At 61.5% G+C, this 26,726-nt stretch carries 28 protein-coding genes; 15 read left to right on the top strand and 13 right to left on the bottom strand.

The window, feature by feature from the left end; translation table 11 throughout:
* Nucleotides 1–102 precede the first annotated feature (102 nt).
* The 4 genes from VF629_RS05650 to VF629_RS05635 all read right to left on the bottom strand — a co-directional run bounded on the left by VF629_RS05650 (nt 103) and on the right by VF629_RS05635 (nt 3,308).
* Complete coding sequence (locus tag VF629_RS05650; RefSeq protein ID WP_331057484.1) at nt 103–648, bottom strand: DUF1573 domain-containing protein; 546 nt, start codon at nt 646–648, stop codon at nt 103–105.
* Between the two features lie 195 nt (nt 649–843).
* Entirely contained in the window at nt 844–2,274 is a 1,431-nt protein-coding gene (locus VF629_RS05645; protein ID WP_331057483.1) for an ATP-dependent DNA helicase, read from the bottom strand.
* 5 nt (nt 2,275–2,279) lie between these two features.
* On the bottom strand, nt 2,280–2,831 hold the full coding sequence (locus VF629_RS05640; RefSeq protein ID WP_331057482.1) for a hypothetical protein: 552 nt from the start codon (nt 2,829–2,831) through the stop codon (nt 2,280–2,282).
* 21 nt (nt 2,832–2,852) lie between these two features.
* Nucleotides 2,853–3,308, bottom strand: a complete 456-nt coding sequence (locus tag VF629_RS05635) for a PaaI family thioesterase (protein ID WP_331057481.1) — start codon at nt 3,306–3,308, stop codon at nt 2,853–2,855.
* A gap of 213 nt (nt 3,309–3,521) precedes the next feature.
* On the opposite strand from VF629_RS05635, the gene VF629_RS05630 reads away from it, so the two are divergent.
* The 4 genes from VF629_RS05630 (at nt 3,522) to coaD (ending at nt 6,361) form a co-directional block, all read left to right on the top strand.
* On the top strand, nt 3,522–4,115 hold the full coding sequence (locus VF629_RS05630) for a DUF4126 domain-containing protein (RefSeq protein ID WP_331057480.1): 594 nt from the start codon (nt 3,522–3,524) through the stop codon (nt 4,113–4,115).
* Nucleotides 4,116–4,241: 126 nt separating this feature from the next.
* Nucleotides 4,242–4,748, top strand: coding sequence for an NUDIX hydrolase (locus tag VF629_RS05625; RefSeq protein WP_331057479.1), 507 nt, complete (start codon nt 4,242–4,244; stop codon nt 4,746–4,748).
* Nucleotides 4,749–4,852: 104 nt separating this feature from the next.
* Entirely contained in the window at nt 4,853–5,728 is an 876-nt protein-coding gene (locus VF629_RS05620; protein ID WP_331057478.1) for a DUF3822 family protein, read from the top strand.
* Between the two features lie 165 nt (nt 5,729–5,893).
* A complete protein-coding gene (gene coaD, locus VF629_RS05615; protein ID WP_331057477.1) occupies nt 5,894–6,361 on the top strand; it encodes a pantetheine-phosphate adenylyltransferase in 468 nt (155 codons plus the stop codon).
* A 16-nt stretch (nt 6,362–6,377) separates the two neighbouring features.
* Here coaD and VF629_RS05610 read toward each other — a convergent pair whose 3' ends face one another.
* Both VF629_RS05610 and VF629_RS05605 read right to left on the bottom strand, forming a co-directional pair.
* Nucleotides 6,378–6,872, bottom strand: coding sequence for a hypothetical protein (locus VF629_RS05610; protein WP_331057476.1), 495 nt, complete (start codon nt 6,870–6,872; stop codon nt 6,378–6,380).
* A 16-nt stretch (nt 6,873–6,888) separates the two neighbouring features.
* A complete protein-coding gene (locus tag VF629_RS05605) occupies nt 6,889–7,593 on the bottom strand; it encodes an NUDIX hydrolase (protein ID WP_331057475.1) in 705 nt (234 codons plus the stop codon).
* Nucleotides 7,594–7,729: 136 nt separating this feature from the next.
* Between VF629_RS05605 and VF629_RS05600 the strand changes: the two genes are divergently transcribed.
* On the top strand, nt 7,730–8,233 hold the full coding sequence (locus VF629_RS05600; protein WP_331057474.1) for a metallophosphoesterase family protein: 504 nt from the start codon (nt 7,730–7,732) through the stop codon (nt 8,231–8,233).
* A 320-nt stretch (nt 8,234–8,553) separates the two neighbouring features.
* Here VF629_RS05600 and VF629_RS05595 read toward each other — a convergent pair whose 3' ends face one another.
* Entirely contained in the window at nt 8,554–8,961 is a 408-nt protein-coding gene (locus tag VF629_RS05595) for a hypothetical protein (RefSeq protein WP_331057473.1), read from the bottom strand.
* A gap of 221 nt (nt 8,962–9,182) precedes the next feature.
* Here VF629_RS05595 and ltaE point away from each other — a divergent pair, with 221 nt between their 5' ends.
* The 4 genes from ltaE (at nt 9,183) to VF629_RS05575 (ending at nt 13,152) form a co-directional block, all read left to right on the top strand.
* On the top strand, nt 9,183–10,274 hold the full coding sequence (gene ltaE / locus VF629_RS05590; protein ID WP_331057472.1) for a low-specificity L-threonine aldolase: 1,092 nt from the start codon (nt 9,183–9,185) through the stop codon (nt 10,272–10,274).
* A 211-nt stretch (nt 10,275–10,485) separates the two neighbouring features.
* Nucleotides 10,486–11,787 carry a sodium:proton antiporter gene (locus VF629_RS05585; RefSeq protein ID WP_331057471.1) on the top strand — a complete coding sequence of 434 codons (1,302 nt, stop codon included), beginning with the start codon at nt 10,486–10,488 and terminating at the stop codon, nt 11,785–11,787.
* A gap of 48 nt (nt 11,788–11,835) precedes the next feature.
* The gene (locus VF629_RS05580; RefSeq protein ID WP_331057470.1) at nt 11,836–12,516 is read left to right on the top strand and encodes a metallophosphoesterase; all 681 of its coding nucleotides are present in this window, start codon (nt 11,836–11,838) and stop codon (nt 12,514–12,516) included.
* Nucleotides 12,517–12,519: 3 nt separating this feature from the next.
* Nucleotides 12,520–13,152: a DNA-3-methyladenine glycosylase gene (locus tag VF629_RS05575; RefSeq protein ID WP_331057469.1), complete on the top strand. Its 633-nt coding sequence runs from the start codon at nt 12,520–12,522 to the stop codon at nt 13,150–13,152.
* A 153-nt stretch (nt 13,153–13,305) separates the two neighbouring features.
* On the opposite strand, the gene VF629_RS05570 is transcribed toward VF629_RS05575, so the two are convergent.
* Both VF629_RS05570 and VF629_RS05565 read right to left on the bottom strand, forming a co-directional pair.
* Entirely contained in the window at nt 13,306–13,845 is a 540-nt protein-coding gene (locus VF629_RS05570; protein ID WP_331057468.1) for a 2'-5' RNA ligase family protein, read from the bottom strand.
* Nucleotides 13,846–13,932: 87 nt separating this feature from the next.
* On the bottom strand, nt 13,933–14,433 hold the full coding sequence (locus VF629_RS05565) for a DUF1572 family protein (RefSeq protein WP_331057467.1): 501 nt from the start codon (nt 14,431–14,433) through the stop codon (nt 13,933–13,935).
* Between the two features lie 173 nt (nt 14,434–14,606).
* On the opposite strand from VF629_RS05565, the gene VF629_RS05560 reads away from it, so the two are divergent.
* From VF629_RS05560 to VF629_RS05550, 3 genes are all read left to right on the top strand, one after another.
* Nucleotides 14,607–17,291: a hypothetical protein gene (locus tag VF629_RS05560; protein WP_331057466.1), complete on the top strand. Its 2,685-nt coding sequence runs from the start codon at nt 14,607–14,609 to the stop codon at nt 17,289–17,291.
* Nucleotides 17,292–17,426: 135 nt separating this feature from the next.
* Nucleotides 17,427–18,179, top strand: coding sequence for an acyl-CoA desaturase (locus tag VF629_RS05555; protein ID WP_331057465.1), 753 nt, complete (start codon nt 17,427–17,429; stop codon nt 18,177–18,179).
* Nucleotides 18,180–18,549: 370 nt separating this feature from the next.
* Nucleotides 18,550–20,460 (top strand): ABC-F family ATP-binding cassette domain-containing protein, encoded by a 1,911-nt coding sequence (locus tag VF629_RS05550; RefSeq protein ID WP_331057464.1) that lies wholly within the window; start codon nt 18,550–18,552, stop codon nt 20,458–20,460.
* A 102-nt stretch (nt 20,461–20,562) separates the two neighbouring features.
* On the opposite strand, the gene VF629_RS05545 is transcribed toward VF629_RS05550, so the two are convergent.
* The 3 genes from VF629_RS05545 to VF629_RS05535 form a co-directional block, all read right to left on the bottom strand.
* Entirely contained in the window at nt 20,563–21,018 is a 456-nt protein-coding gene (locus VF629_RS05545; RefSeq protein WP_331057463.1) for a hypothetical protein, read from the bottom strand.
* Nucleotides 21,019–21,122: 104 nt separating this feature from the next.
* On the bottom strand, nt 21,123–21,548 hold the full coding sequence (locus tag VF629_RS05540) for a DoxX family protein (RefSeq protein ID WP_331057462.1): 426 nt from the start codon (nt 21,546–21,548) through the stop codon (nt 21,123–21,125).
* Nucleotides 21,549–21,593: 45 nt separating this feature from the next.
* On the bottom strand, nt 21,594–22,157 hold the full coding sequence (locus VF629_RS05535; protein WP_331057461.1) for a Crp/Fnr family transcriptional regulator: 564 nt from the start codon (nt 22,155–22,157) through the stop codon (nt 21,594–21,596).
* A 126-nt stretch (nt 22,158–22,283) separates the two neighbouring features.
* On the opposite strand from VF629_RS05535, the gene VF629_RS05530 reads away from it, so the two are divergent.
* Nucleotides 22,284–22,841 carry a GNAT family N-acetyltransferase gene (locus tag VF629_RS05530; protein WP_331057460.1) on the top strand — a complete coding sequence of 186 codons (558 nt, stop codon included), beginning with the start codon at nt 22,284–22,286 and terminating at the stop codon, nt 22,839–22,841.
* Nucleotides 22,842–22,865: 24 nt separating this feature from the next.
* On the opposite strand, the gene VF629_RS05525 is transcribed toward VF629_RS05530, so the two are convergent.
* Nucleotides 22,866–23,711 (bottom strand): class I SAM-dependent methyltransferase, encoded by an 846-nt coding sequence (locus tag VF629_RS05525; protein WP_331057459.1) that lies wholly within the window; start codon nt 23,709–23,711, stop codon nt 22,866–22,868.
* A 215-nt stretch (nt 23,712–23,926) separates the two neighbouring features.
* Here VF629_RS05525 and VF629_RS05520 point away from each other — a divergent pair, with 215 nt between their 5' ends.
* Together VF629_RS05520 and katG are read left to right on the top strand one after the other, a co-directional pair.
* Nucleotides 23,927–24,094 (top strand): hypothetical protein, encoded by a 168-nt coding sequence (locus VF629_RS05520; protein ID WP_331057458.1) that lies wholly within the window; start codon nt 23,927–23,929, stop codon nt 24,092–24,094.
* Nucleotides 24,095–24,259: 165 nt separating this feature from the next.
* The gene (gene katG, locus VF629_RS05515) at nt 24,260–26,515 is read left to right on the top strand and encodes a catalase/peroxidase HPI (RefSeq protein WP_331057457.1); all 2,256 of its coding nucleotides are present in this window, start codon (nt 24,260–24,262) and stop codon (nt 26,513–26,515) included.
* Nucleotides 26,516–26,726: the final 211 nt, after the last annotated feature.

Here is a 26,726-nt window from a genome sequence, read left to right as displayed (position 1 = left end):
CCAGGCAGCCGCGGGTTTCTGCCCAGGCCATCTTGCAGAACGCACAAAAAAAGACCCGCTGCGCAATTGCAGCGGGTCTTTTTGCTTATACTAGGCGAAGACTTACTTCACCTTGGCTTTCATTTTGGTGCCGTTGCTCTTGTCTTTCACCTTTTTGGTGTCGGTGGCAGCGGTGGTGCTGGCCGAAGCCGTAGCGGTTTCCACTTTCATGGTCGGGGCGGCGTTGGCCGAGGCCGAAGCGTCTTTTACCTCGCCCACCAGCGAAACGGTGGTGCTGCCAGCGGCGGCGTTCGACTCGATGGTCAGCACCTTGTTCTGCATACCGATTTTGCCAGCCGAGTTGAAGTGCGCCGTGATAGAGCCGGTTTTGCCGGGCAGAATGGGCGTCTTGGTCCACTCGGGGGTGGTGCAGCCGCAGCTCACGCCAATGTTGGAAATGACCAGGGGAGCCGTGCCCGTGTTCTTGAACTTGAAGGTGTGGTCAACCACGCCGCCTTGAGCCACCGAGCCAAAGTCAAATTTCGACTCTTCGAAGGTGATGGCCGGGCCAGCCACCGGGCCGGCTTTGGCGGGAGTTTGCGTGGCCTGGGCCTGCGCGGTGTAGGCGGCGGCCATCAGGCTCAAGGCGAGGAGCAAGGTTTTTTTCATGGATGAGGAAACGTAAGAGAATTTGAGAGAGTGCCGTTTAACAAATTTACTGGTTTCAGCCAGGTCAGCAAATTTATGACCAAACTAAGCGCCCGCCCCTGAAGAAACCGTGAAGCCTCTCCAACCCAAAACCCGGAGTTTAAATTCGCTCGACCTCAACTATTTCAACAAGCTGCGAGCCGTTATGTCACTGGTTTATTCCGGGTCCGGAGCGTCGCTGATGAGCTTCTGCTGGAAATTCAGCAAAAACAGCCGCTCCGAAGCGCGCGTGATGGCCGTGTAGAGCCAGCGGGCAAACTCGCCCGCCAACGGCTCGTCGGGTTTCAAAAAGCCGTGGTCCACGAACACGGCCTGCCACTGCCCGCCCTGGGCCTTGTGGCAGGTCAGGGCGTAGGCAAACTTGATTTGCAGGGCGTTGAGGTAGGGGTCCTTGCGCATTTCCTTGTAGCGCTCGGCCTTGGTTTTGAGGTGGGCGTAATCCTCGCTCACGGCCATGTACAGGGCGTTGTTGCGGTCGGAAGGCAGGGCCGGGCTTTCGGTGTGCAGGGTATCGAGCAGCAGCTTTACTTCAATTTCGGGCTCGTCGGGGTAGTCCACGAGCCGCACCAGGGCCTGGGCGAAGTGAAAGCCGTACATCTCCTCGCGCCGAATGACTTTTCTGATTTCCAGGAAGTCGCCGTTGGCCAGAAACCCGATTTCGGACTCCTTGGGCAGCCAGAAGTAGTTGTTGCGCACCACCATGAGGTAGTCGCCGCCTTCTATCTCCTCCTCCGCGTCGAACAGCGCCCGCCTAATGAGCTGGTTGTACTGGTTGGCGTTGCGGTTGGAGCGGCAAATGATGGTGGTGTTTTCGTGGCCGTACTGGCGGTAGGCCCAGCGCAGGCCGTCCTCCAGCTTGTCGCCGCCCATCTTAAAAATGTCCCGAAAGCCCTTGGTGTGCAGCTGAATGTTGGGCTCTTCTTCGCGAAGCTCTTCGCGCAATTCGGTGGCGTTCACCAAAATGCCCGATTCCTGGGCCTGGCGCATCACCTGGCGCAGCTCCACGTGGTCGACGTGGGCCCGGAAGCGGTGGGCCAGCAGCTCGGGGTCGAGGGCCGGACTCAGGAGCTGGCCCACCGGCGGCAGCTGCGCCGTGTCGCCGATGAGCAGCAGCTTGTTGCTGGTTTTCTCAAACACAAAGCCCATCAAATCGTCCAGCAAGCCGTTTTCTCCAAACGCCTTTTCGTCCGAAATCATGGAAGCTTCGTCCACGATGTAGAGCGTTTGCTCCACGCGGTTGGGCTGGCGCTGGAAGTTGAGCCGCTCGCTGGGCGAGCCCGAGGTTTGGCGGTAAATCTTCTTGTGGATGGTGCTGGCCGGCACGCCGGCGTAGCCCGCCATCACCTTGGCGGCGCGGCCGGTGGGCGCCATCAGGGTGTACTTGCGCTGCAGCTTGTGCAGCCACTGCACCAAGGCGCTGACCACCGTGGTTTTGCCGGTGCCGGCGTAGCCGCGCAGCACAAACACCTTGCGCCCCGGTAGCTGGTCTTTTAGGAAAGCATCGAGCTGCGTGAACAGCAAAGACTGGTCTTCCGTGGGTTCGTAGGGAAAGTAGTCGCGAACGGAAGGCGTGCGGATAGAGAGCATGTAGTTTAATCGAATAGTTCTGGCTTCACATCGGCCAGTATCATTTTGCAGTATTGCTGCTCAGCCGGGGTAAGGCCGTCTTTGGAGGCACGCTGGCTGGTTTCCTTTTTCAATGAAATCAAAGCCGCGGCTCTCGCTTCTCCCACAAACACCGTCAGGTTCTCGCTCATTCCCCAAACCAAGCTCCGCCGTAAACAACTCTTGGGATGCCGCATGAGATACGCAGTAAGCGACTGAAGCTGAACAGTCCATAGATTCACCGCCGACAGACTTATTGCTTCGGAGCCGGCTCCATCGGCCAAACATGCCAACGAATCCAGCATTTTCCACTGCTGAGGCGCAGGAGTTAAAGCAAGACTTTTTTCTAAGCTCGCCGTTTGTGCTTCTGTTTTATTTGGCAGAACACCATCGGCATGAACCGCTGGATGCGGCGTGTTTGTGTTGCCAGAATGTCTGGCAAGCGGTTGGGAAACCGTTGGGGTGCGTTCACTTGGTTGGCAAGCCGTCCCAAGAAACAGCCCGATAAACAAAAGCCTTTGATTTTTAAAACGGTTCATGAAACTGAAAGAGGCTGAAGCTTAGGAGGGCTCAATTACCACCATGGTGGCCGAGGCCTTGGCAATGAGCAGGTCGTCGCACCACACTTCGGCTTCGCAGAATTGAAGGCGGCGCCCAGCCTTTAACACCCAACCGATGGCTTTTAATTTCTGCCCCACGCCCGGATGCAGATAAGATATTTTCAGGTCGGACGTAACCAAGCCGTGGTCATCCGGCATGAGGGTAACGCCCGCAAAACCGGCCACCAAGTCGGCCATGGTGGCGATGAGGCCGCCGTGTGCAAAGCCGCGCTGCTGCTGGTGCTGCTCGCCCATGGTCAACTCGGCTTCCACGCGGCCCGGGGTGATTACCGTCAAATCGGCGCCCACGAGGTGCATGAAGCGCTGGCGGGTAAGCTTGCGGCGGATGTGGGCTTCGAGGTCGTCGGGCTCGAGCGAAGGCGCTGAATTTGTGGGGTCTGGAGCAGGGTAAGACACGGGAAATGTATATGTTTGCTTGAAAAGATGCGAAGGGGCTTGCGCTGCATTTAATGGTTTGTACTTCTTATTACCATGAGCGCTGACCTAAGACTTATTAGTGCTTAAATCCGTTGTTTTGGAAGGCCTGGCCGCTATTTCGCGTTGATGGGCCAAAGGTACTGGCCAGGTAGCCGGGCCACTTCGCCGCGCCAGCATTTCTCTTCAAGCCCCATGGAACAATTGCCAACAATGCAGCTTCTCGTGGCGGGCGCCCTGGGTTTAGGACTAGCGGCGTGCAGCGGGTTCCGAATATTTGTGCCGCTGCTAGCGGCCAGCCTGGCCTACCATTTCGGCTACCTCACCCCCGCGCCGGGCTTTGCCTGGCTGGGCACCTGGGCGGCTTTGCTCACCCTGGGCACGGCCACCCTCGTGGAAATTGCGGGCTACTACATCCCGCTGGTCGACCACGTGCTCGACTCGCTCACCACGCCGGCCTCCTTCGTGGCCGGCACTATTCTGATGACCTCGGCCCTCCCCCATCTCGACCCCACCCTGCGCTGGACGCTAGGCATCCTGGTGGGCGGCGGCACCGCCGGCTTGGTGCAAACCGGTACGGCCCTGCTGCGCGGCGCCTCCACGGCCGCGACCGGCGGCCTCGGCAACCCCGTGCTGGCCACCGTGGAGAACACCATGGCCGTGGGCGGCGTGGCGCTCACATTGCTCTTGCCACTGGTTGCGGCCGGGCTCGTGCTGGGCCTGGTGGTGTTCATCCTGAGCCGGCTGCGGCGTTGGCGCGCTCGGCGGCGCAACATAGCTCAACAGTAGCGCCGCCCAACGTGCGCTGTATTTTTTCGCCCAGCCCCCAAACAATGTCGGTAGCCGAGCGTTAGCCGTACACCCAATGCTTGATTTTCCACTCGGGCCCTGGTTCTTGGTTTCTAACGCCAACTCATGATTGACAGTGATAAACATTCCAACGAGGCCTTGCTGCAGGCGTATTCCGGCAAGGTGCGGGTGCGGGTAGGCGGGCTGCTCTTGCGCGACGGGGCCATGCTCCTGGCGGCGCACCGCGGCCTGTTGCCCGAGGGAGCCCCTTTTTGGTCGCCGCCCGGCGGCGGGTGGCAGTTTGGCGAGAGCATCCGGACGGCTTTGGTGCGGGAGTTTTGGGAAGAAACCGGCCTGCGCGTGCGCGTAGGGCGCTTTTTGCACATCCACGAATTCAGCACCGGCGAGCTCCAGGCCCTGGAGCTATTCTTCGAAGTACTGGCCGACGAGGACGCCCTGCCCCAGTTGGGCCACGACCCCGAACACGCCCCCGACCGGCAACTGCTCACCGAGCTGGCTTGGCTGACCCCGCGGCAGCTACTGCAGAAAGCTCCGGCCGAGGTGCACCCCATACTACGCATGGTGCTGAGCCCCGACGACGTATTTGTGCCGCAAATCAACTTCGCGGCTTAGGGAATTCCGAAGCCGGGAGCGCACTCTCTCGGCCACCTTTTCATTCCTCGAAAAGCAAAGCGTTATCTTTAGCCCCGGCCATTGGGCCTGTTTAGCTTCGATTCGTGCCTGCTTCCGCTGTTCCTGCTTCCTCCACGCTCACGGCCGGGCCGTCAGTCCACTTGCGCTTGCGCGACGAGACCTTTGACGCCACCAACCCCGCCGCCTACAACCTGTACCTGCTGGCGGGCCCCGCGCGGCTGCACGTGGCGGTGGCCGACGTGGAGCGGCGCAAGTTTGTGGCGGTCGAAGACTACGCCCTGACCGCCGGCAGCGTGCCGGCGCTCGCTGCGCAGCACGATTTTCTGGGCCAGCGCGGCTGGAACGCCGTGCGGCTGGCCGTGACGGGCCGCGCCTTCACGCTGCTGCCCGCCCCGCTGTTCCGGCCCGGCGACGAAGCCGCGGCCTTGCGCCTGCACCACACCCCCGCCCCCACCGAAACGGTGCGCCACACCACCCACCCCGCCCAGGAACTGGTGAACGTGTTCGCGGCCGAGGCGGCGTTGGCCGACTGGTTGGCCTCGGTGCACGGCGCCTCGGGCCGCCTGCTGCACCACACCAGCGCGTTCCTGGCCGGCATTGTGCACCAGCGTGGGGCGGCTGCCCCGCGGCGGCTGTACATCAACCCCGGCCAGCAGGAGCTCACGCTCGTGGTGTGGGGCCAGCACCTCGAATACTGCAACGTGTTTCCCTGCACCACGGCAGAGGACGTGCTGTACTACACCATCCTGGTGATGCAGGAGTTGGGGCTCGACCCCGACCAGGACGAACTGACCGTGTGGGGAGAATTGACGCCTGATTCGGCCATTTTCAGCCTGCTGCGCACTTACGTGCGCCATGTGCGCTTCGGCAACCGGCCTGGCGACGTGCAATACAGCTACCGCCTAAACGACGTGTTTGAGTACCGATACTTCGACTTGTTCAGCCTGCACTATGTCTAAAAAGCGGTTTGGGTTCGCCAAAACGAGTACCCCGAAATGAAATTTCGGGGTACTCGTTTTGGCGAACATCGGTGACCCAAACGGCTTTTAACTGAGTGCCCGTTGTGCTGAGCCTCCTGTTGCAACAGGCATTTTTCTAGCGCACTTTCAACTCATCTTCGTCACATGCCCCGCATTGCCCTTTTTCCCGGTTCCTTCGACCCTTTCACCAACGGGCATCTCGACATAGTCTGGCGGGGGGTGAAATTATTCGACGAGGTAGTGGTGGCCATTGGCACCAACAGCAGCAAACAGCGCTACCTGCCGGTCGAGCAGATGGTGGCACTCATTGCCGGGTTGTTTGAAGACGAGCCCCGTGTATCGGTCCGCACGTTCAAGGGCCTCACCGCCGAATTTGCCCGAGAAGTTGGGGCGTCCTACCTATTGCGGGGCCTGCGCACCAGTCCGGACTTTGAATACGAAAAGCCCATTGCCTACGGCAACCAACTGGTCAACGTCGACCTGGAAACCGTCTTTTTGCTCACTTCCCCGGCCCTGAGTGCCGTCAGCAGCACCATCATTCGGGACATTCACCGCTTTGGGGGCAACGTGGATGCCCTGGTGCCCTTCCCGCTTCCCCCGCCGGCCCGGTAAAGGGCCGAATTGCTTTTTACTGGTTGGGCGCAGTGGCCAGCACCCGCAGGCCCATCAATTGGTTGGGCTGCCGGGCCTCAAAAACGGGCAACACCAAGTAAGCCTCGGCGCCCAACCGCAGTTGTGCCCGCTTCATCAGCTCGTTCTCATTATCGCCCAGAAGGAGCAAGTCGTGCACCTCGCGCGACTGATGGTCGTACGACGCAACCATGCTCACCCCCGGCGTCCGGAAGAGGGCTGTGGAATCCAGCATTCCAAGCCGGCGGGCTTGCGGCAAGATTACGGGGTCCGTAAAGTCAGGGGGCACGGGAAGGCGCGGTCCCACGCGCTGGCTGACCTCGTCGATGGTCAGGCCCAGCAGATTGGGCACATCGGTGCTCGGCACTGCTTTGCGCGCAGCCACCTTGCTCACCGTCGGAACGAGAGGGTCGGTCAGGGTTTCGTGGGTGCGCGTGCAAGCGCCCAGCACGCCCCCTGCCAGCATGAAAAACACCAGTAGAAACGGCCGCATAGACCGCAATATACTGCTATTTTCCGGTCGCGGGCACGGCCTTGGCTGCCTTGCCCGCCATGTTGTTCAGGTAGTGCCGCACCACCAAGGCAATAGACTCGTAGGACTCCTCCAATTTCGTCAGTGCCTCCTGCGGCGACATCCAGCGCACCTCTTCGATGTATTCTTCGGTCTGAGGCTTCATCAAACTGTCGTCCAGGCACTTCATTAAGTACCAGTTGGTCTTCTTCAGCATCTTATTGCCCTTGTAGGCGTAGCTGTGCCAAGTGCTGGGCAGCTTTTCGCCCAGTTCCAACTTGATGTTGGTTTCCTCTTCCACTTCGCGCAGGGCACCGGCTGCGGTGTCCTCGTCGCTCTTCAATTTACCCTTCGGTAAATCCCATTTACCTAAACGGTAAATCATCAGCACCTGGTCGCCTTTCACCACCAGTCCGCCGCCGGCTTTGGCGATTTTGAACTGGTCTTTGAGGTGCAGGATGAGGTGCTTTTTCTTTTTGACCAGCATGGTCAGCGACTTTAGCTTCTTTAGCTTCTTCACCTCCATTAGGCGCAGCAGCCGGTCGAGGAACAGCGGGCCGGCGTCGCGCACCAGCACATCGCCCACCAAGTCTTTCGACGTGAACTCATCATCGGGGCTGAGAATCAGGTCGAACTTGTGCTTGTATACTTTTTCGCTGAGTTTTTTGATGACCAGCGGAATGTCGTTGATGAAAATATTCATCGGGAGTGGCGAATTGAGATGATGATGACGGGCAACGGCTGATGCCAGGGTCTGAAATAGGAAGTAATAAAAGCCCAGGCCGCGCCTGCAAGATAAGGGAACGGCCCGATTTGCCGACCGGCTGCATCTTTGCGGCATGAAGCGCATTGGCTTGCTTTCCGACACCCACGGCTACCTCGACGAGCGAATCGCGCATCATTTGCGCGGCTGTGACGAGGTGTGGCACGCCGGCGATTTCGGCGATTCCCGCGTGGTTGACGAATTACAGGCTTTAGCGCCGTGCTTTCGGGGCGTGTACGGCAATATCGACGGCACGGACGTGCGCCGCACTCAGCCGCTGGTGCAAGATTTTGAAGTTGAGGGCCTGCGCGTGCTGATAACGCACATTGGCGGCTACCCGGGGCACTACGCCCCCGCCGCCCGGCCGCTGTTGGCGGCAGCCCGGCCGGGGCTGTTCATCACCGGGCACTCGCACATTTTGCGGGTCATGCCCGACCCCAAGCTGGGCTTGCTGCACCTGAATCCGGGCGCGGCCGGGCGGCACGGGTTCCACCAGGTGCGCACCTTGCTCAAGTTTGGCATAGCCGCCGGCAAAGTGGTGGAGCTGCAAGCCGTGGAGTTGGGCAAGCGGGCCGGTTGAGGGAAACCGATTGCCACAAGAGTCCGGCCGAGCGCAGGCGAGGCCAGCCGGATGTAGCGCGGACTCTGTAGTCCGCGTCCCCGCGCCGTTACCCAATCGTTCGAGTGTCCGTCGGGGGACGCGGACTACAGAGTCCGCGCTACATCCGGCCGAAGCGCCTGCGCTCGACCAGACTATTCTGCTTTTAACCTTGCTACCTAAAACACAACAAGCCCCGTTTCCTGCGTGGCAGGAAACGGGGCTTGTCACATTCTAAATAAGTTGGTCTCTGAGAACAGGACGGATTGCCGCGGGCTGCGCCCTCGCAATGACGGTTGGCTTTACAGCGCGATTTCGGGCTTGGGGTGCTCGCCTTCCTGGCCGTCTTCGTTCACGGGCTTGGTTACGGCCTCGGCGTCGTCGAAAGCTTCGGCATTAGCAGCAGTTTCGTCGGTGGTAGCGGCTTCGGGGGTGGCGGTTTCGGCGGTGGCGGGAGCTACGGCTTCCTTCACGGCCTCAACGGCGTCGGCCACCACTTCTTTTACTTTGTCGGCGGCTTTGCTGGCCGTCTGCTTCACGGTTTCTACCGCCCCGGCAACGCCACTCGTGGTGGTGAAGCGCGACTTGAGCTCCTCGATGTCCACGTTTTTCAGGACGGGCGTGCGGAGCAATTCTTTGATGATGTGCTGCTTGTTGTTAGCACGGGCAATGTTCTTGCGGTGCTTACGCTTGAGGCGGGTAACGGACATGGTGCCGGGATGGTTAAAGACTAAGCTTACGAAACGGAGGGCAAAAGTAGCGGTTTCATTTTGAAAGTGCAAGCCCATGAGGCATTTTGCTGAATAACTGTGTCTTTGCCTCGGCCGTACCTGAGCCCACCTCGGAAGCTAATTTTGCGATTACGGCTGCCTTGAAGCCCGCCCAGCCGCGCCCAAGGTCTACCTTCGTTTCCACGCCTACCGCCTACTTTATGTCTTATAGCACCTTTCCCGCTCCTGCTTCCTCAGCAGCCGATGTTTCGGCCCTGCCCATAGTCGACCTTCGCTCCGATACCGTGACGCGCCCCACCCCGGCCATGCTGGAGGCCATGTTTGCGGCCAGCGTGGGCGACGACGTGTACGACGAGGACCCCACCGTGCGCCGCCTGGAGGAAACCGCCGCCGCCCGCTTCGGCCTCGAAGCCGGCCTGTTTTGCCCCTCGGGCACCATGACCAACCAAATTGCCATCAAAGCCCATACCGAGCCCCTGAGCGAAGTCATTTGCGAGCAAACGGCCCACGTGTACCTGTGGGAAGTGGGCGGCATTGCCTTTCACTCCAGCGCCTCGGTGGCGCTATTGGTCGGCAACCGGGGCCGCCTGACCGCGGCGCAGGTCGAAGCCGCCATCCGGCCCGAAAACCTGCACTATCCCACCACGCGCCTGGTGTGCCTGGAAAACACGCACAACCGCGGCGGCGGCAGCTGCTACAGCTGGGACGACATGGCCGCCATCAGCGAGGTGGCCCAGCGGCACGGCCTGGCCCGCCACCTGGATGGGGCCCGCATTTTTAATGCGCTGGTGGCCACCGGGCAGCGCAGCGAGGACTACGGCCAGCTGTTCGACTCCATTTCGGTGTGCTTGTCCAAGGGCCTGGGCGCGCCGGTGGGGTCGGTGCTGCTGGGGTCGGCGGCGTTCATCAAGAAGTGCAAGCGCATCCGCAAGGTGATGGGGGGCGGCATGCGCCAGGCGGGCTACATTGCCGCGGCTGGCCTGTACGCCTTGGAAAACAACGTGGCGCGGCTGGCCGACGACCACCGCCGCGCCGCCCAGCTGGCCGAAACGCTCCGCCAGCAGCCTTACGTGGCCGAGGTGCTGAACCCGGAAACCAACCTCGTCATTTTCCGGCTGCACGACAGTCAGCCGGCGGCCGAGTTCCTGGCGGGGCTACAGCAGCAGGGCATTCGGGCCAGCAGCTTCGGGCCGCAGTGGGTGCGCTTCGTGACGCACCTCGAGGTGGACGACGCGGGCCTGGCCCGCGTGGAAGAAGCGCTGCAAGCGGTGGGGGAACTGGTGAACCGGTGAGGCAACCTGTGTCATTGCGAGCGCAGCGAAGCAATCCTTTCTCTCCCTCCCTGCAAACGGCTTAAGGTTGTGACATGCTGTTTTAAACACGGAATTCCGGCACAGCACTGAGACGTGTCACTTCATTGAATTAGTCACTGAGCGAGAACGGATTGCTTCGCTCCGCTCGCAATGACACCCCCGCCATTTCCCACACTTCTGCCTTGGCTTTATGGAAATTTACAATGCCTTGGCGCTGCTTCTGGTAACGGCCGCTGCGTTTGCTTACGTCAACCACCGCTTCCTGCGCATGCCGCCAGCCATTGGGCTGATGGTGCTGGGACTGCTGGCGTCGCTGCTGCTGGTGGGATTTGCCGCGCTCGACGTGCGACCCGTTCTCGACTTGGCGCAGCTGGTGAAGCGGCTCGATTTCAGCACCATTGTGATGCAGGTGATGCTGGGCTTTTTGCTCTTTGCGGGCGCCATTCACGTGGATGCGCGGCGGCTGGGCAAATTGCGTTGGCCGGTGGGCATGCTGGCGCTGGTGGGCACGCCCATCAGCACGGGGCTGGTGGCGGGGGCCATGTACGGGCTGCTGCCGCTGCTGGGGCTGCCCACGCCCTTCATTCATTGCCTGCTGTTTGGGGCGTTGATTTCGCCCACCGACCCGGTGGCGGTGCTCAGCATTCTCACCAAAGCCAACATCTCCAAGTCGTTGGAAACAAAGATTGTGGGCGAGTCGCTGTTCAACGACGGGGTGGGCGTGGTGCTGTTTGTGGTGACGCTGGAAGTGGCGCTGCTGGGTCCGGAAGACGTCACGTTGAGCCACGCCCTGAGCGTGTTTGCCCGCGAAACCCTGGGCGGCCTGGCCCTGGGCACGGCGCTGGGCCTGGGCACGGCGCGGTTGCTGCGCACCATCGACAACTACCAGGTGGAGGTGCTGATGACGCTGGCCGTGGTGGCCGGCGGCACGGCCCTGGCCACGTACCTGCACACCTCGGGCCCGCTGGCCATGGTGATGGCCGGGCTGCTGGTGGGCCACTTCAGCCGCCGGGGCGGGGCCATGTCGGATAAGTCGCAGGACTACGTGGACAAATTTTGGGAGCTGATTGACGAGGTGCTGAACGCGCTGCTCTTCGTGCTGATGGGCCTGGAGGTTCTGGTGCTGCACCTGCCGGGGCGCACGGTGCTGGCGGGCCTGGCGGCCGTGGTGGTGGTGCTGGCCGCGCGGCTGGCCTCGGTGTGGGTGCCGCTGGTTTTTTTGCGACTCATTCCTTCCTTTCGGCCCTCCGACCACGGGGTGGCGGTGCTGACGTGGGGCGGGCTGCGCGGTGGGCTGGCCGTGGCGCTGGCCCTGAGCCTGCCGCCGTCGTTGGGCCGCGAGCTGCTGGTGGGTATTACCTACATCGTGGTCGTGTTTTCCATCATCGGGCAGGGCCTCACCATTGGGCCGCTGGTGCGCTGGCTGGGCGTGGTGCGGGCGGCCGAGCCGGCCCCGGGGCTGCCCGTGCCCTCAACTCCTGCCGAAAAGTAACCGTTTTGTGGGCCGACCCATTCCCACGCGTTTCACGTTATTCTGGCCATGAATCTTTTTATTATTGGCGACGTGCACGGCTGCTTCAACACGTTTGCCCAGTTACTCAAGCGGTGGGACCCGGCCACGGAACGCCTCATTCAGGTGGGTGACCTGGTGGACCGTGGCGCGCGCATTCCGCAAACGGTGGAACTGGCCCGGCAGCTTAACGAGAAGTATCCGGACTCCACCACTTTCCTGATGGGCAACCACGAGTACGGCATGCTCAAGCACCTGGGCCCGGCCGGGCCGTACCCGAGTTGGTTGCACTGGGGCGGCCGCAGCACCGTGCAGCAGTACAAGGCGGCGCCTGAGCGGCTGGCGCAGCACTTGCCGTGGCTGGAACAGCGGCCGCTGTATTGGGAAAACGAGCGCGTACTGGTGAGCCACGCCGGCATCAGCGACTCACCGTACGCTTTCGAACCCGATTCTACGGAGGGGCTGCTTTGGGCCCGCGGCGAGCTCATGAACGTGGGCAAATTGCAGGTGGTGGGCCACACGCCCATGGCAGACCACGAGCCCGCTTTTCACAAAGAGAGCAACAGCCTATACATTGACACCGGTGCCGTGTTTGGGGGCAACCTCACGGGCGTGCGCCTCTCCCCGGAAGGCAAGCCGCTCGACATCGTTCTACAGCCCGTCGACCCCAGCGACCTGTTGGACCGACCGCGTTTTTCTTACCTCACCTAACGTATGCTCAACCAAGCTGCCATCGAGCACCTTACCACGGCCGACCCCATCCTGGGCAGTGTTATTGCCGCGGGTCGGGCCATCCCACCGCGGCCCCACGAAGACTTGTACCTGGCCCTGCTGCGCGCCATTGTGAGCCAGCAGATTTCAACCAAAGCCGCGGCGGCCATCTGGAAGCGCTTTCAGAGCCTGTTTCCGCCTGAAGGCTACCCCGAGCCGCGCGAGGTGCTGGCTATGAGCGAAGACGAGCTGCGCGCCGTGGGCCTCTCGCGCCAGAAGGCGGGTTACCTCAAGGCCATTGCCGAGTACAACGAGCGGGGCCTGCTGGACTACGAGCACCTCACCAGCTTGTCGGAAGAAGCGTTTACCCAGCACCTCACGGCCATCCGAGGCGTGGGGCGATGGACGGCCCAAATGCTGCAAATGTTTGCCCTGGACCAGCCCGACGTGTTTTCCGAAGGCGACCTGGGCGTGCAGAACGCCATGCGCAAGCTGTACGGCTTGGAAGAAACCGGCCGGGCCCTGCAAAAGCGCATGCTGGTGATTGCGGAAGCGTGGCGCCCCTACCGCACGCTAGCGTGCAAATACCTGTGGCAGTCGCTGGACAACGGCACCCAGATTCCGCCGGTGGTGTGAGGAAAGGTCAAGTAAAAGAGGCAAAAAGGCCGTCATCCTGAGCGCAGCGAAGGACCTTCTCACGTCTGCGCCAAAAATGACTACTATATGCTGTCTGGGGTGAAAAGGTCCTTCGCTGCGCTCAGGATGACGGCCTTTTTGCCTCTGTTGTCTTCACGGTTTGCCCGTGAGCTCAAATACCTCTTCGCGGACGAATAAGTCGCCTTTCTTGCGGAGAATGGCCAGGTTGTTCACGTTCAGGCGCAGGTTGTAGGTCTGGTGGTTGAGGTGGCGCAGCACGGGGCCCAGCAGGTCGGGGGTGGTGTCGTGCAGGGCCAGCGAGAGGTGGGGCAGCCACCGGTCGGGCTGGTAGTAGGGACTGGCGCGGCAGAGCGGTGCGGTCACGTCGAGCACGCGCTGGTGCAGCTGGTTCAGGTCGTTGGAGCGCAGCACCGGGATGTAGATGACCGGGTTTTCGCCGGGAAACACGCCCAGGCCCGTGGTGAAGGCCGAGAAGGGCGGCGTGGTACGGGCCACTTCTTCTAGCATATCCTTTAGCTCGGCGAGGCGGCGGGTGCTCAGCAGCAGGTAGGTCAGGTGCGGGTCGGGCGTTTCCTGCACGTCGTCGAGGCCAAACTGGGTTTCCAGCCCCTTCACAATGCGGGTAATGCGGTTGGCGTTGCGGGGGTTGAGCAGCGAGGTGATGGCGTACATATACCGGCTAAACTGGAGAAGTGGGCGCGGGGTTGGCGCGGCCAACCATTTGCTGGTTGAACTGGGTGCTTTGGCCGAGCGGGATGCTCAGGCTCTGAAATTTCTCGCCCCGGATAATTTTGGCCAGCTGCACCAATTGGCCGGCGTGGCCGGCGTAGTGGGCCACTTGCCGCTGCAGGGCCTCCAGCACCGTGTGCGCCTCGCCCCGAATGGTGACGGTGCGCAGCAAATCCCCGACTGCAGCTCGGCCAGCAGCCGAAACAGGATGCGCCACGCCGCGTCCCAGTCTTGCCGCAAGGCCGGAATTTCGACTACCGAAGCGGGCTGCTCGAACTCCCGGTCGCGCTGGCGGGTGGGTTTTTCGCCGTCGGTGGTCAGGAAATCGGTGAAGCGGGACCGCAGGTTGCCCACCAAATGCTGCACAATGACGGCGGCGCTGTTGCTGCCCGGCGCGGGCACGCGCAGCCACTCGGCGTCGGTGAGCTGGGCCAGGGCGCGGTCGGCCAGGGCTTTGTAGGTGGTGAAGCTATGGCGGAACGAGGCCAGCACGGCGGCGCCCAGCGGGTCGGGAACGGCGGAAGAGGACATGGCCAAAAGTAGCAACTCCGGCCGGGGTCGCCGCCGTACACAACCGCGCCTCCGCGTGCTTGTTGTCGACTCATTGGTCGGGAAAATTGCGGCTGCCATCGACTTACTTCCTTCAAGCCCAACCTTGGCCGCGCATTTTTCCGTTACGCTAGCCTTGCCTTCGCCTTCGCTCCGTGCTCGAAACCCCACCCGTTGACTCCGGCGCCGTGCCAACCCCGCAGCAAGAAGCCCGCTCGCCCCGCAAGCGCTGGGTGTGGTGGCTGGCGGGCGCCCTGGGGTTGCTGCTGTTGGTGGCCGTGGCGGCGCGGCTCTTCCTCGACCCCTGGCTGCGGCGCACGCTGGAAAAGCAAGTGACCACCCAAACGCACGGCCAGTACCGCCTGCAGGTGGGCGAGCTGCGCACCAGCCTGTGGCAGCGGGCCATCAGGCTGCGGGAGGTGCGCCTGCGGCCCGCGGCGCAAGTGGCCGACACCCTGCCCCGCATTCGCCTCGACGTGGCCCAGCTGCACGTGACCGGCGTGGGCCTGCTGGCGCTGCTGCGCAAAGGCGTGGTCCCCATCGACAGCGTGGTGCTCGATTCGGCCAGGATTGAGGTGCTGGCGTTGGCCCTGCAACCGACCAAAAACGCCGGCCAGCCCTTGCACGCGCAGCTCCCTTTGAGGCTGAAAGGCCTGCAAATTGGGTACGTTGGGCTGACGCACACCCAAGCCCTATACCTCCCCACTAGCCCCAAGGCCGCAAGCATCGGGCAAGCCAACCTGAGTGCGCGCGACCTGCTCATCAGCCCCGCGGGGGCGGCCGACACGCAGCGCCTGGCCTACGCCGCCGATTGGAACTTGCAGCTTCGGCACAGCCAGGGACTAGCAGAAGGGCACGCCGTAAAAATTGGGCTGTTGAATCTGTCCACCGCCAACCGGCTGGTGCGGCTGGATTCCGTGCGGGTGCGTCCGGTTGGCCCCCGCCGGCCCACCGAGCCCGCGGTTGACTTGGTGCTGCAGCAACTCCGGCTCACTGGGCTCGATGCGCCGGTCCTGCTGCGGCAGCGTCGCCTCCGGGCAGACTCTTTGCTGGTCCTCGGGCCGCAGCTCACGGCGGCGTTGCCCTCGGCCACGGCAAAAGCTAAGAAACCCTCCACTAGCTATTTGCAGGAATTTAGCCTGGCACATGTAGCCCTACGCGGGGGCTACGCGCGGGTGAATGGGATGGCCGCCGCGCCCGTCATTCGCGGCATCAACGTGCAGGCCACTGGCGTGCAGCTCGATTCGACGATGAAGCCGCAGGCGGGCCGCATTTTCTTTGCAAAATCCTGGGACGTGGCCCTGGGCCGCAGTACCGCCACCGTAGCCGCGCACGCCCTGGCGCTGGAGAGTTTGCGCCTTTCTACCCAGGCCGGCACGCTGGCGCTGCGCGACGTGCGCATTCGGCCACCCGCTGCGGGAAAAGGGCCCGCGGGTGCGGTGAAGGTCGACCTCACGTTACCGCGCCTGGCGCTCACGGGTTTCGATGCGGCGGCCATGCAGCAGCGGCAGCACTTCAAGGCCGCTTCCTTGCTGCTGGCAGGGGCCAGGCTCACGTTCACGCCGCCGGCCCAGCCGCCGCCCCCGGTGTGGAAACTGCTGGCGGTAGCGGCCCGGCGCACGGAGCTGGCCGAAGTGCGCATCCGCGACACTTTTTTTCAGATTGGCGGCTTGCGCCACTCGCCCGAAATCAACGACCTGAACCTGACGGCCCGGGCCATTCGCATCGACTCGCTGGCGGCCCTTGAGCCGCGCCGCATTGCCTACGCGCGGTCCTGGCAGGGCAATTCCGGGCTCATCACCGCGCCCTTCGACCCGCCGAATTACCGGGCCAGCAGCCAGCGGGCGCAGTTGGATACCGACGCCCAAACCTTCCGGTTCGACCGGATGGCCCTCACGCCCCAGTATTCGGCCGTGAGCCTGAACCTGCGCAAGGGCTACCAGGTCCCGGCCATTACCATCAAGCTGGCTTCGCTGGCCTTTAGCGGCCTCGATTTTGCCGGCTTGGTGCGGCGGGCCGACGTGCGAGCCGCCCGGGTGGTAGGCCAAAATCTGGTGGTAACCATTGCCTCCGACGGCCGCGGGCCCATCAACCCGCACTGGTCGAAAATCTCGCCCGAAGAAATGCGGAAGCTGCCCGTCGTCGTGGACGTGCGCCGCCTCGACATCAACAACGGCAACCTGTATTCGCGGTACCGCAGCCCGCTCACGCCCATCCCGGGCACGATGAGCATCAACCGCTTCACAGGCAGCTTCTATAACCTAAGCAACGACCCCCGGCGCCAAACCGCCGCCACGCCCCTCACCGGCCGCGCCACCACCTACCTGCAAAACCGCTGCCGGCTCGACGCGCAGGTGTCCATGTACTTGCTCGACCCGCTGGGGCGGCACCGGGTGTGGGGAGCCTTTGGGCCGGGGCCGTTTGCCATGCTCAACGCCATGACCGTGCCCACGCGGCTGGTCAAGTTCAAGAGCGGCGACATGCGCAGCCTGCGCTTCGATTTGCAGGCCGACCGCAAAGGGGTGACGGGCTCGATGACCACCGAGTACGCCGGGCTGCAAATGACGCTGCTTGGCTACAAGGAAGAAGAGGTCAAAAAGACCTTGTTCAGCCGGTTGAAGTCGAAAGCAGTGAACGTGGTGGTCATCCGCGACGAGAACCCGCGCAAGGGCGGCAAGGTGGTGACCGGCGACATGAAATCGACGCGTGAGCCCCGGTTTTCGGTGTTCACGCTCTGGCGCCAGGGCATTGTGAGCGGCTTGTTCCACAACGTGGGCGTGCCCCAGCCCCTGGCCCAAAAGCTCAGCGAAAGCAAGGACGAAGCCCCCCTGCCCAAGTAAGGCAGCCCGCCCGCCCGGCTGGTTGGGGCGTACCTTCCCGGCCCGGCAGCTGAACCATAGCGACCCGCCAACGCTTGTTGAGCCACTAGGCCTTTTGTACTGCTGCCAGGCCGGCGGCGCTCTACCGCCAAGCCCATGACTATTCTGGTTTTTTTCGCTGCACACTGGTATTTGTCGCTCTTCACGCAGACGTTTTTCCAGCACCGGTACGCCGCCCACCGCATGTTCACGATGGCGCCGCTGACGGAGCGGCTGTTTTTTCTGCTCACCTACTTCGCCCAGGGCAGCAGTTTTATGTCGCCGCGGGCCTACGCGCTGCTGCACCGCATGCACCACGCCTACTCCGACACCCCCCACGACCCGCACTCGCCCCACAACAGCGCCAACGCCTTTACCATGATGTGGAAAACCCGCAGCATCTACCAGGAATGCGTGAAAGGCACGTCGGTGGCCGCCCAGCGTTTCGAGGGCGACTACCCGGTGTGGAATGCGCTGGAAGACTTCGGCAACCAGTGGTATTCGCGGGTGGGCTGGGGCGCGGTGTACGTGCTGTTCTACGTCCAGTTTGCCACCGCGTGGTGGCAGTACCTGCTGCTGCCCATTCACTTGAGCATGGGGGCCGTGCACGGCGCCATCGTGAACTGGGCGGGCCACAAGTACGGCTACCAGAACTTCGACAACCACGACCAGAGCCGCAACTCGCTGTTTTTTGATTTCCTCACCGGCGGCGAGTTGTTTCAGAACAACCACCACAAGCTGCCTAGCCGCGTCAACTTCGGGGTGAAAAAATGGGAGTTGGACCCCTCCTATCCGGTCATTTGGACTTTGGATAAATTGGGCGTCATCAAGCTGCGACTCGTGAAAGCGGCGGCCCAGGAGACAGCCTAAACCCAATTTGGACAAGCTGCTAGAGCTGCTTCTTTTGCTTTTGCCTTCGCCTTCGTCCAGCTTCCCGCTCTTTCGGAGTTGCACCTTGTCGCTCTTTCGGAGTGCAACTCCGAAAGAGCGGCAGGCGGCAGAGCGGCACGCTCGCGAGGTGATAATGCGGCGTGTGCTGCGTCCGTGGTGCTGCTTTATTTGGAACGGGAGCAAAAACGCCCGGTCGGGGGTATTTCACCAGGGCTTTCCTGATGCCCATAATGAACATGGTTCTGCAATTTCTCGGCCGTCAGTGGTGTTAAGTAAGGTGGCTACGGATGTTTTTGGACGTTAGGCCCAACCGTGCGCCGTACCTTTGCCTCCGAATACCTCCGACCAGATGATTTCCATTTCCGACCTCGACTTCCACTTTGGCTCCCGCACGCTGTACGACAACGCGAGTCTGCACATCAAGCCCAAGGATAAAATTGGCCTCATTGGCCTCAACGGCACCGGCAAATCGACGCTGCTGCGCTTGCTGGTGGGCGAATACAAGGCCGACGGCGGCTCGATTTCGATGGCCAAAGACGTGAGCCTCGGCTTCCTCAACCAGGATTTGCTGAGCTACGACACGCACGAAAGCATCCTGCACGTGGCCATGCAGGCCTTCGAGGAAGCGCTGGAGCTGCAGAAGAAGATTGACGACATCTTGGTGCTGTTCGAAACCGATTATTCCGATGATTTGGTCGACAAGCTGGCCACCATGCAGGAGCGGTTTGAGGCGCTGGGCGGCTACACCATGCAGGCCCGCGCCGAGGAGATTCTCGAAGGCCTGGGCTTCTCGACCGAAGACCTGACCAAGCCGCTAAAAAGCTTCTCGGGGGGCTGGCGCATGCGCGTGATGTTGGCCAAAATCCTGCTCCAGCAGCCCTCCCTCCTGCTGCTCGACGAACCCACCAACCACTTGGACTTGCCGTCCATTAAGTGGATTGAGAACTACCTGGCCGACTACGAAGGCGCCGTCATCATCGTGAGCCACGACCGCGAATTCCTGGACCGCACCACCAACACCACCGTAGAAGTGCTGGGCGGCAAACTCGTGCCCTACGCTGGCAACTACAGCTACTACCTCGAAGAAAAAGAAGAGCGCAACCTCATTCAGAAAGGTGCTTTCGAGAACCAGCAGGCCCAGATTCGGCAGGCCGAGCGCTTCATCGAGCGCTTCAAGGCCAAAGCCAGCAAGGCCAAGCAGGCCCAAAGCCGCGTGAAGGCGTTGGACAAGTTGGAGCGCATTGAGGACGTGGCCCAGGACGCGGCCAAAATCAACATGAAGTTCACCTTCAAGGTGGAGCCCGGCCGCCACATCCTCCGCATGGAGCACGTGACCAAGAAATACGACCAGAAGCTCATCTTCCGCGACACGAACGTGCACATTGAGCGCGGCGACAAAATTGCGCTAATCGGCGCCAACGGCAAGGGCAAGTCCACGCTCATGCGCCTGGTGGCTGGCACCGAGGCCCCCACGGCAGGCAAGCACCAGCTGGGCCACAACGTGATTATGTCGTTCTACGCCCAGCACCAGCTGGAAAGCTTGACGCTTGACAACGAGATACTTCAGGAGATGAGCGAGGCCGGCTCGAAGCGCAACGACATGGAATTGCGCTCGGTGCTAGGTTCCTTCCTGTTCACAGGCGAGGAGGTTTTCAAGAAAATCAAAGTGCTGAGCGGTGGCGAGAAAAGCCGCGTGGCCCTGGCTAAAACCCTGATTTCGGAAGCCAACTTCCTGCTGCTTGACGAACCGACCAACCACCTGGACATGGTGTCGGTGAACATCCTGATTCAGGCCCTGGAGCAGTACGAAGGCACGTTCATCGTCATCAGTCACGACCGGTACTTCGTGGAAAACGTGGCCACCAAAATCTGGTTTATCGAGGATTTCCAACTCAAGGAATACCCCGGCACCTACAACGAGTACGAGCAGTGGCAGGAAGACCGGGAGAAGGCCGCCAAGAAAGCCGGCTTGCCCAGCCCCTCGGCCCCCAAGCCCCAACCCAAGGAAGAGAAAAAAGCTGAAGCCACACCCGCCAAAGCTTCATCGCCCGACCAGAAAAAAGCCCTCAAGGAACTGGCAGAAGTAGAAGCCAAAATCGACACGCTGGAAAAAGAGTTGGCGGGCTACGAAAAACAGCTGGCTGACCCCAAAATCTACGAGAATGCCTCCCAGCTCAAGGACGCCACGGTGAAATTTGAGCAAGTGAAAAAGGAGTTAGTCCAACTGAATACCCGTTGGGAAATGCTGGCTGAGGTATAGAAAAAAGCTTCCTCCAAACAAGAGAAGGCCCGCTCAAGCTACTTGCTTAGAGCGGGCCTTCTCTTGTTTGGAGGAAGCCAAAATCCTGATGCTATCAACCGGTTACCTTACGTAGGCAGCCTGTAGGAGGCGCATGGCCTCTTTCTCGTCGGCGGCGCAGGGCTGGCAAAACGTGCCGATGCCGTTTGTGGGTCCTTCGTATTCCCAGGCGTAGGTTTTGGGCGTATCGGTCTTCGTACTGGCCACTTTCAGGCCAGTGCCGCTGGGCTGGAGGTAGAGCATGTGTTTGTTCGAAAACTGCACTTTGAAGGCGGGCTTGCCATTTACCAATTCCTGTCCGGCGTAGGCCAGCTTGTACTCTTTGCGGTCGGGGCCGAAGGCGTAGTAGATGTCAGTTGGCTTGCCGCCCTTCACCCAGAAACTCAGGTGCTCGTAGCTGGCTGTGCCGGGCTTGCCAAAGGCGTAGTTGGCCACTTTGGGTTGAGCGTAGGCCGCGGGGCTAGCCAGTGCGGCAACGGCCGTAGCAGCAAGCAGCCCTTTCAATGCATTCAGAGTCATAACGCGGGAATTAGCAAGATGAGAAGCTCATTGGGTCCGCGGCTCTACGCAAAACGCGCACCGGAAGCTGCACCGTGCCCCTGCCCAAGGCGGGCGAGCAAGTCCTAGCTAGCCAACCGACTAGGGATTTTGCGGTCAGCCGGCCGCAAATACCAAGACAGCACCGTCAAGATGGCAAAAACCAGCGAGGCAACAAATTGCGGCAGCGTGTCGCCGCTGGCAAGGTGCGAAATCACGGCGCCCGTCATGGCAAAGAAGAAGCCGGCGTAGGCCCATTCTTTCACCAGGGCAAAGCCCGGAAGCAAGATGACCAAAGCTCCCAGGATTTTCCAGGTGCCAATGAGGGGCAGAAAATAGCGCGGGTACCCCAAGTGGTCCATGCCCTGCACGTTGAATTCGGCCCCCAGGACTTGGCCCAGGCCGCCGGCCACCATGCCGAAGGCGAGCAGGCCGGTGCTGGCCCAATAGGCAATGGCGCGGGCGCGGGAAGGATGTTGAATGGGTTTGGCCGAAGCGTTGGATGCGGGCAAAACTACCGGCCCCATTCAGGCCCCCTCTTTACAAATGATAAATAATCATTTGCTGGCCCGGATTCTACTCAGCGACACCTGCGTGATGCCCAGGTAGCTCGCCAAGTCGCGCAAACTGATGCGTTGCGCCAAGGTGCGGTTTTCGTGCAAAAAATTGGCGTAGCGGAACGTGGCGTTTTCCTCCAACATCTCGCTGATGCGGCGCATCATGCCCATGGCCACCCCCGAAAACAGCTTGCTAAACAGGGCCTCGATGGAGTGGTGGCGCTGGCGCAGTCTTTCGATGTCGGCCCGCTTGATGAGCAGCACTTCGGTGGGCTCCAGGGCCTGAATCATGTACTTGGAGGGCTGCTGGCTGACGTAGCTGCTGAACTCGGTGAACATCATGTTCTCGCTGAAAAACCGCATGATGAACTCCTTGTCCTCGTTGTAGAAACACGACTTGGTGAGGCCCGACTTGATGTAGTAATAGTAGTGGCACACTTCGCCTTCGCGCAGCAACAGCTCCCCTTTCGCAAACGTCTTGGGCCGAAAAACCTTGAGAAAGTCGTCCGCTGCCTCCGGGCTAAGCGGTGAAACAGCGTTCAAATAAAGGAGCAGGTCGGTCATGGAGCGAAGTAACGGGGAGGCAATGAACGACCTAAACCGCTCTTGCGCAAGGAGTGCCGGGCTTACCTTCGCGCCAACCCCTGCTTTCTTTTCATTCAGCTCCGTTCTCGGGTTCGGAAGCCCGCCATGCTGACCTTCGATTTCACCCCCTTTCCCGTCCTCACCACCGAGCGCCTGCAGCTGCGGCAGCTCACCCTTGCCGACGCGCCGGCCATGTTCGTCATGCGCGCCGACCCGCAGGTGATGCAGTACATCCCAAGCCTGCTCTTCAGCACTTTGGAGGATGCCAACAAGCACATCGACATGGTCAACGGGTTGGTGAGCGAGAATAAGGCACTGAACTGGGGCATCACCCTGCGCGACTCGCCCGAGGTGCTGGGCACCATTGGCTACTACCGCGTGCAGCCCGAGAATTTCCGGGCCGAGATTGGCTACTTGCTGCACCCGGTCCACCAGGGAAAGGGCCTGATGCAGGAAGCCATCACAAAGGTGCTGAAATTCGGCTTTCAGAAGTTGGGCCTGCATTCCGTGGAAGGCGTCGTCGACCCGCGAAACACGGCTTCGGCCCGGGTGCTCGAGCGCGCGGGCTTCGTGCAGGAAGGCTACTTCCGGGAAAACGGGTTTTGGAACGGTGAATTCATCGATAGCGCCGTTTACTCGCTGCTGCACCCCGCCAGCCGGTAGCGGCCGGGCGGCGGCCGCAACGCCCTACCTCTCACCGCAGACCACCAACGCGCTGGAATCGATGAGAATGTCGCCGTGCGGGTACTTCTGCTGCACGGCCTGGTATACCTCGGCTTTGATTTTGTCGCGGGTGTCGTCGTCGGCTTTGCTGAGGCCGGCCACCACGGGCGCGGCAATGTCGTTCATCATCTCCCAATAAGTGTCGGCGGTCCGGGCGTTTAGCGTGCCCGCCACCTCCTGCTGCGAGACGTTGCGGAAACCCGCTTCGGTCAGCAAGCCGGCAATCAGGCCGTCTTTGGCGCAACGGAACATCCCGGGCGCACCGGGCGGCGGAGCGGGCAAGTTCAGGTTGCGGTTGATGGCCCCCATCACGGCGGTTACCCAAAAGTTCTTTTCCGGCACATTCCACACCGCGGTGGCCATGCGGCCGCCGGGCTTAAGCACGCGGTACATTTCGCGGGCGGCCAGCGCCATATCAGGGAAGAACATGAACCCGAACCGGCAGCTGATGGCGTCGAAGGTATTGTCGGCAAAGGGCAGCTCGCAGACGTCGCAGGCCTGCATCTCCACGTTGTGAATGCCGCGGCGGGCGGCGTTTTCCCGGGCCACAACCAGCATGTCGTCGGCGAGGTCGGTGATGACGACCCGGCCCGTGCTCAGCCGTGAGGCAATGGTGAGGCCCGGCTCGCCGGTGCCGGCGGCCACGTCGAGCACCACGTCGCCCGCCTGCACGTCGAGCGCTCGGATGATTTCGTCGCCCATCGGCTTGAGAAAGTCCATGGTGAGGTCGTCCCACTTTTTCCAGCCGGGCGAAAACTTGTTCCAGGACGCTTTTTGCTGTTCGCGAATTTCTTCAAGCTGTTGTTCCATGGCTGTAGGGATTTAAGAGTGACTGCTTCAGACTTTCTGCCAGCCCAAACCACGGGTGTGCGCCCTGCTTCTGAGCCAGACTATATTACTAATTTATATTAACATTATTAAATATTATTAATTGCTAACCGCCGGCTTTGTGGCGTTGGCTGGCGGGTGCCACTGGCGTTGCCCTCGCGACCGCTGCTATTCCATTCGTTAGCCAACTCCCGCTAATGCTGCTGTTCGTTTTCCCGCTACTCCCTATTTTTTTCAAACGCCAATACGGGCTGCTGGGCGGCGGCAAGGCCAAACTGGCGGTGAGCATCCAGTGCCATGAGGTAGCCAAGTCGTTACAGATTCGTAGCGAAAAAGCAAATCGAGAATATAGCCTTTGGTTATAAATTTATAAATAAAATCGATTTTGGTTATGCTCTGCTACAGATTAGCTTTGTGCAAAGCTGTTGACCGTGGTATTGCTTGAGCTTTTCAAACAACTTCCTGGGCCATTCTGCCAACCGATTAATCAATCCGACCATTTACAGGTCCACACCAAAACCTTTTTCAAGATGAGCGCCAACCTGCACGACCTCCCCGCGGATAACTCCATCCTCTACGAGCTGAACACCCCCGCGGCCCAGTGCCCGTTTAGCGGAGGCGCGGTGAAACAAACGGCCGGCGGCGGCCGCACCACCCGCGAGTGGTGGCCCAACCAGCTGAAGCTAAGCATCCTGCGCCAGCACGCCGACCTGTCGAATCCGATGAGCAAGGATTTCAACTACGCCGAGGAGTTCAAGTCGCTCGACTTGCAGGCCGTGAAGCAGGACCTGTTCGAGCTGATGACGAACTCGCAGGACTGGTGGCCGGCCGACTACGGCCACTACGGTCCGTTCTTCGTGCGCATGGCCTGGCACAGCGCCGGCACCTACCGCATTGCCGACGGCCGGGGCGGCAGCGGCTCGGGCGCCCAGCGTTTTGCGCCGCTCAACAGCTGGCCCGACAACGCCAACCTCGACAAGGCCCGCCTGTTGCTGTGGCCCATCAAGCAGAAGTACGGCCGGAAAATCTCCTGGGCCGACCTGATGATACTGGCCGGCAACTGCGCCCTGGAATCGATGAACTTTAAGACCTTCGGCTTCGGTGGCGGGCGCGAAGACGTGTGGGAGCCCGAGCAGGACATTTACTGGGGCCCCGAAACCGAATGGCTGGGCGACAAGCGCTACACCGGCGACCGCGAGCTGGAAAACCCGCTGGCCGCCGTGCAGATGGGCCTCATTTACGTGAACCCGGAAGGCCCGAACGGCGAGCCCGACCCGCTGCGCTCGGCCCGCGACATCCGCGAAACCTTTGGCCGCATGGCCATGAACGACGAAGAGACCGTGGCCCTGATTGCCGGCGGCCACACCTTCGGCAAAACCCACGGCGCCGCCGACCCCGGCCAGCACGTGGGCAAGGAGCCCGCCGGAGCCACCCTGGAGGAAATGGGACTGGGCTGGAGCAACAGCTTCGGCAAGGGCCACTCCGAGCACACCATCACCAGCGGCCTCGAAGGCGCCTGGACCCGCACGCCCGCCCAGTGGAGCAACGACTACTTCGACAACCTGTTCGGCTTTGAGTGGGAGCTGACCAAAAGCCCTGCCGGCGCCCACCAGTGGCGCCCGGTGAACGGCGGCGGCGCCGGCACCATCCCCGACGCCCACGACCCGACCAAGAAGCACGCGCCCTTCATGCTCACCACCGACATCGCCCTGCGGGTTGACCCGGCGTATGAAGTCATTTCGCGCCGCTTTCAGCAAAACCCGGCCGAGTTTGCCGACGCGTTTGCCCGCGCCTGGTTCAAGCTGACCCACCGCGACATGGGCCCCAAAGAGCGGTACCTGGGCCCGGAAGTGCCCACCGAAGAGCTGCTCTGGCAAGACCCCATCCCGGCCGTAACCCACCCGCTGGTGGATGCCCAGGACGTGGCAACGCTGAAAGAGCAGATTCTGGCAACTGGCCTGCCGGTGTCGCAGTTGGTGTCGGCCGCCTGGGCGTCGGCCTCCACTTACCGCGGCTCCGACAAGCGGGGCGGCACCAACGGCGGCCGCGTGCGGCTGGCGCCCCAGAAAAACTGGGCCGTGAACAACCCGGCGCAGCTGGCGCAGGTGCTGCAAGCGCTGGAAAACATTCAGCGGGAGTTCAACGGCGCGCAGGCCGACGGCAAGCAAGTATCGATGGCCGACCTGATTGTGCTGGCCGGCGGCGTGGGCGTCGAGCAGGCCGCCAAGAATGCCGGCCACGACGTGACGGTGCCCTTCACCCCGGGCCGGGCCGATGCCTCGCAGGAGCAAACCGACGTGGTGTCGTTTGCGGCCCTGGAGCCGGCCGCCGATGGCTTCCGCAACTTCCTGAAGTCGCACCACCGCGCCGCGGCCGAGGAAATGCTGATTGACAAAGCCCATCTGCTGACGCTGACCGCGCCCGAGCTGACCGTGTTGTTTGGCGGCCTGCGGGCCATCAACATCAACTTCGACCAGTCGAATTATGGCGTTTTCACCACCCGTCCCGGGGCGTTGACCAACGACTACTTCGTGAACCTGCTCGACATGAGCATTACCTGGAAGGGCATTACCGATATGCAAAACACCTTCCACGGCCGCGACCGCCGCACCGGCGAAGTGAAGTGGACCGGCACCCGCGTGGACCTGATTTTCGGCTCCAACTCTGAGCTGCGGGCCCTGGCCGAAGTGTACGGCTGCTCCGATGCCCAGGAAGAATTCGTGCAAAACTTTGTCGCCGTGTGGACCAAGGTGATGAACCTGGGCCGCTTCGAGTTGACTGCGTAACCTATTGCCTAATAGGCTGGCGACAGCCTTCCTGGTGAGATAAGTAGAGGTGGTCTTGAAAAAGGCCACCTCTTCTCTTTTATGCCAAATGCTAACTCAGGCCGTCCTGCTCATCTGGCGTCCGCACAGTCGAAGCAGCTCTACTGCGCTACTAAAGCGGTTTGAGATTGGTGTGTAGTAGCGCGGACTTTTAGTCCGCGAGTCGATACGC

It is taken from the genome of Hymenobacter sp., assembly GCF_036388155.1.
GTDB lineage: Bacteria > Bacteroidota > Bacteroidia > Cytophagales > Hymenobacteraceae > Hymenobacter.
The sequence above is the reverse complement of the archived record's forward strand: the minus strand, read 5'-3'. Positions and strand labels throughout refer to the sequence as shown.

What these genes read in the sequence shown, in the direction of transcription:
- VF629_RS05595 (WP_331057473.1), bottom strand. Translation starts at nt 8,961, where the DNA reads ATGTCCGTTACCCGCCTCAAGCGTAAGCACCGCAAGAACATTGCCCGT.
- VF629_RS05535 (WP_331057461.1), bottom strand. Translation starts at nt 22,157, where the DNA reads ATGACCGACCTGCTCCTTTATTTGAACGCTGTTTCACCGCTTAGCCCG.
- VF629_RS05600 (WP_331057474.1), top strand. Translation starts at nt 7,730, where the DNA reads ATGAAGCGCATTGGCTTGCTTTCCGACACCCACGGCTACCTCGACGAG.
- VF629_RS05585 (WP_331057471.1), top strand. Translation starts at nt 10,486, where the DNA reads ATGGAAATTTACAATGCCTTGGCGCTGCTTCTGGTAACGGCCGCTGCG.
- coaD (WP_331057477.1), top strand. Translation starts at nt 5,894, where the DNA reads ATGCCCCGCATTGCCCTTTTTCCCGGTTCCTTCGACCCTTTCACCAAC.
- VF629_RS05545 (WP_331057463.1), bottom strand. Translation starts at nt 21,018, where the DNA reads ATGACTCTGAATGCATTGAAAGGGCTGCTTGCTGCTACGGCCGTTGCC.
- VF629_RS05640 (WP_331057482.1), bottom strand. Translation starts at nt 2,831, where the DNA reads ATGAACCGTTTTAAAAATCAAAGGCTTTTGTTTATCGGGCTGTTTCTT.
- VF629_RS05605 (WP_331057475.1), bottom strand. Translation starts at nt 7,593, where the DNA reads ATGAATATTTTCATCAACGACATTCCGCTGGTCATCAAAAAACTCAGC.
- VF629_RS05650 (WP_331057484.1), bottom strand. Translation starts at nt 648, where the DNA reads ATGAAAAAAACCTTGCTCCTCGCCTTGAGCCTGATGGCCGCCGCCTAC.
- VF629_RS05530 (WP_331057460.1), top strand. Translation starts at nt 22,284, where the DNA reads ATGCTGACCTTCGATTTCACCCCCTTTCCCGTCCTCACCACCGAGCGC.
- VF629_RS05630 (WP_331057480.1), top strand. Translation starts at nt 3,522, where the DNA reads ATGGAACAATTGCCAACAATGCAGCTTCTCGTGGCGGGCGCCCTGGGT.
- VF629_RS05645 (WP_331057483.1), bottom strand. Translation starts at nt 2,274, where the DNA reads ATGCTCTCTATCCGCACGCCTTCCGTTCGCGACTACTTTCCCTACGAA.
- VF629_RS05550 (WP_331057464.1), top strand. Translation starts at nt 18,550, where the DNA reads ATGATTTCCATTTCCGACCTCGACTTCCACTTTGGCTCCCGCACGCTG.
- katG (WP_331057457.1), top strand. Translation starts at nt 24,260, where the DNA reads ATGAGCGCCAACCTGCACGACCTCCCCGCGGATAACTCCATCCTCTAC.
- VF629_RS05575 (WP_331057469.1), top strand. Translation starts at nt 12,520, where the DNA reads ATGCTCAACCAAGCTGCCATCGAGCACCTTACCACGGCCGACCCCATC.
- VF629_RS05520 (WP_331057458.1), top strand. Translation starts at nt 23,927, where the DNA reads ATGCTGCTGTTCGTTTTCCCGCTACTCCCTATTTTTTTCAAACGCCAA.
- VF629_RS05525 (WP_331057459.1), bottom strand. Translation starts at nt 23,711, where the DNA reads ATGGAACAACAGCTTGAAGAAATTCGCGAACAGCAAAAAGCGTCCTGG.
- VF629_RS05570 (WP_331057468.1), bottom strand. Translation starts at nt 13,845, where the DNA reads ATGTACGCCATCACCTCGCTGCTCAACCCCCGCAACGCCAACCGCATT.
- VF629_RS05610 (WP_331057476.1), bottom strand. Translation starts at nt 6,872, where the DNA reads ATGCGGCCGTTTCTACTGGTGTTTTTCATGCTGGCAGGGGGCGTGCTG.
- VF629_RS05555 (WP_331057465.1), top strand. Translation starts at nt 17,427, where the DNA reads ATGACTATTCTGGTTTTTTTCGCTGCACACTGGTATTTGTCGCTCTTC.
- ltaE (WP_331057472.1), top strand. Translation starts at nt 9,183, where the DNA reads ATGTCTTATAGCACCTTTCCCGCTCCTGCTTCCTCAGCAGCCGATGTT.
- VF629_RS05580 (WP_331057470.1), top strand. Translation starts at nt 11,836, where the DNA reads ATGAATCTTTTTATTATTGGCGACGTGCACGGCTGCTTCAACACGTTT.
- VF629_RS05565 (WP_331057467.1), bottom strand. Translation starts at nt 14,433, where the DNA reads ATGTCCTCTTCCGCCGTTCCCGACCCGCTGGGCGCCGCCGTGCTGGCC.
- VF629_RS05625 (WP_331057479.1), top strand. Translation starts at nt 4,242, where the DNA reads ATGATTGACAGTGATAAACATTCCAACGAGGCCTTGCTGCAGGCGTAT.